Raw genomic sequence first — 2,448 nt, 5'->3', positions numbered from 1 at the left:
CCGGTATCCGTATAGAGAAAAGTTCTGGGCGCGCGCGGACTCGCCAATGATGAGAACAACGACCTTTCTGTTCGAGCTGGCGAATGTCCCCGCAGGAAGAACTGCGCGAGGCGAAGGCGCCATGTTCGAGGAAAGATACCGTGCGCCGTTAATGACAGGAGACCAAGGCAACACCATGGCACCCACCTGCTTGGCATACTTGTCTATCCAGAGCCAGGTCCAAGAGGCTCCAACCAACCAGCACAAGGTCAATCCCGTCGCCACCGCAGGTGTGGCGATTCGCTTGATCAAAGACACTGGCCGAACCGAGGTCCGCGCAAGTAACCATATCGGCAGTAGACCGAACGCCGCCACGTACACGAGAAGCATTGGATGAAACAGTGCGGATGCTTCCGCGAAATCAGTATTGAAGACATTGCCCATCATGGTCTTGTCCAGTACGACCCCATACACCACGATGAAATACACAGCTATCGCATTAATGGCTGCCATCAGCATCGCCGCCGGCTTCAGTAGCCACTGAGAAAAAACGGATACAACACTCAGGACCAACACGTTCGTAAAGAAGACAAGTACGAACAGGGTGAGTAAAGTCCAAATCCCCCTGGGGAAGACATATCCAGATTAGTGACTGCGAATCTGTAGAGGGGGAAGTGATAAAGGGCCGCGCTACCTAGCGCCACAAGCAGAATGAAGGTTGGCGTCGACACTTGCCAGAACCCGGCCTCTGCCGGCGCTTCTTGAACCGCGCCTTTCTTGCGAAACTTCGTCAGCACAAATGGCCCTTTAAGCTCAAGCGCAGTAGTCCGCCACGCTGTTAGCAGCGAGGGAAACCATTTACGATGGAAATCGAATGCATCTCTGAATGAGCCATCTCACACTGGCTCGAACTCGCGTCTATTAGCCGCTGGTTAGCAGTCTTGTGTGAGATGGCTGGAATTGATAGCTCAGCGCCCAGTTCGACGAGACCGTGGACGCTTTTGCTTGGCCTTCGATGTTGCGATTTTGGTCTGCAGATTCTTCTTGGTGGATTTACGATCGTTGAACTTAAGCCAAAGATAAAACGCCAGCACAAGCAACAGCATGATCACCGAGCCGACATTCATTACGCCTACGATGGCATCGTGCGTCTGTTGGGATTGCGTCATCTGAAAGGAACTCGGTCGTCAGCGGCGGGAGCAGTCGCCACACCATTGTGACGTTCGCACTACCCCACCATGTTTTTGTACAAATCGCCGATCTCCTTGTACTCACCTACTGCCTTGTCCAAGAAGAACTGGTAACGAATCGCTTCATGAGAGAACGCCGCGCTTTCCTGGTCGACATCTACGGTATTACCATCCGCGCTCGGTTGCGTCGGAGAACGGTAGAGTACTAAGGCCTCGACGGGTAGATCCCTAGGGACCGTGGCGTACCCTTTTGACAGGACAGGCAACTTTGAATTCGTCATCGCCTGTTTCAAAGCCGATGAGAAATCGATGTCCCGGGCTTTGTAGTTCGGTGTATCGGCATTGGCGATATTCGATGCAAGCAGCCCAAGCCTTTGCTCCACTAAACGAACCGCGTTATTCCAAAACTTCTCGTCCTTCTCTCCACCATCACTCGACAGCGCATTCATTCCGTTGATGTTCATCACCCGCCTCCTAACGAAGAAAATGCCAATTCAACCCGGACATACCTTCGAATTTCTGCTCAATCAATACGCTGAAGTCTGATCTGCAACAAAAGCCCGCTAACGGCTACAGAGGCGCGACGTTGGACAGCTACTCTTAGGATTGCTGGGCGAAACGGCGAGAGACAGATCCTGGCAAGACCTTGCATTTTTTCTCTCCAGCTGAGGTGCGCCCTTCGCCAAGGTTGGCGCAGAGCATAAGACTGACGAGACAAGAAATAGGGCGAGCAATGCGTCCACGAGACCTCCAAGAAGAGTACCTATGGTCAGATCCACCGAATCATTGATGCGGCACACCGACAAGAAGACATTCTAAGAAGGCATTTCGAACAAAATCATTACGCGTCTATTACGATCGCGTAATGATTTCAAAGGCTGGAGAACTGGGGAATGGCGGTGAGCCCAGAGCAGGCCCATCGAGGGGAAGAATTTTAGAATAACGAAGAGGAGCCGTCATTCCATCTGCGCACGATACGCTGGAAAAATAGACTATTTGGCAGCTGCAGTGTAGTCCCGGCCCCTTCCGTCTCCTCGGATAGCGTCGTGTACACCAGATTGATGTCCAGCACACGCCCCCTAACGCCTGGTTTGTCACCGCCCTCCAGCACTTCGATAACGTCGCCGACCCGGAATGGCTGCGTCGTGTAGATCAAGATGGCACAAAATAGGTTGGATAGAACACTCCAAGCGGCGAAAAAGGCCACCGCGCCTACTGCAGCAAATCCAGTGAATGCGGACCAAAGTACCGCACCAGAGACCCCCAGGCGCTCCAATGC

General features: G+C 52.9%; 4 protein-coding genes. All 4 read right to left on the bottom strand.

The annotated features are described in order from the left end of the window. Positions 1 to 555, bottom strand: a 555-nt coding sequence (locus AKL28_RS23310; protein WP_197091092.1) for a phosphoethanolamine transferase domain-containing protein, incomplete at its 3' end; no start/stop codon positions are given. A 392-nt stretch (positions 556 to 947) separates the two neighbouring features. Next, complete coding sequence (locus AKL28_RS23305; protein ID WP_050470668.1) at positions 948 to 1,148, bottom strand: hypothetical protein; 201 nt, start codon at positions 1,146 to 1,148, stop codon at positions 948 to 950. A 59-nt stretch (positions 1,149 to 1,207) separates the two neighbouring features. Next, positions 1,208 to 1,633, bottom strand: a complete 426-nt coding sequence (gene flgB / locus AKL28_RS23300; RefSeq protein ID WP_082221656.1) for a flagellar basal body rod protein FlgB — start codon at positions 1,631 to 1,633, stop codon at positions 1,208 to 1,210. A gap of 470 nt (positions 1,634 to 2,103) precedes the next feature. Beyond that, a partial coding sequence (locus tag AKL28_RS23295) for a mechanosensitive ion channel family protein (protein WP_156226471.1) occupies positions 2,104 to 2,448 on the bottom strand: 345 nt, incomplete at its 5' end.

Source organism: Herbaspirillum chlorophenolicum, from assembly GCF_001189955.1.
Lineage (GTDB): Bacteria > Pseudomonadota > Gammaproteobacteria > Burkholderiales > Burkholderiaceae_D > Herbaspirillum > Herbaspirillum chlorophenolicum.
The sequence above is the reverse complement of the archived record's forward strand: the minus strand, read 5'-3'. Positions and strand labels throughout refer to the sequence as shown.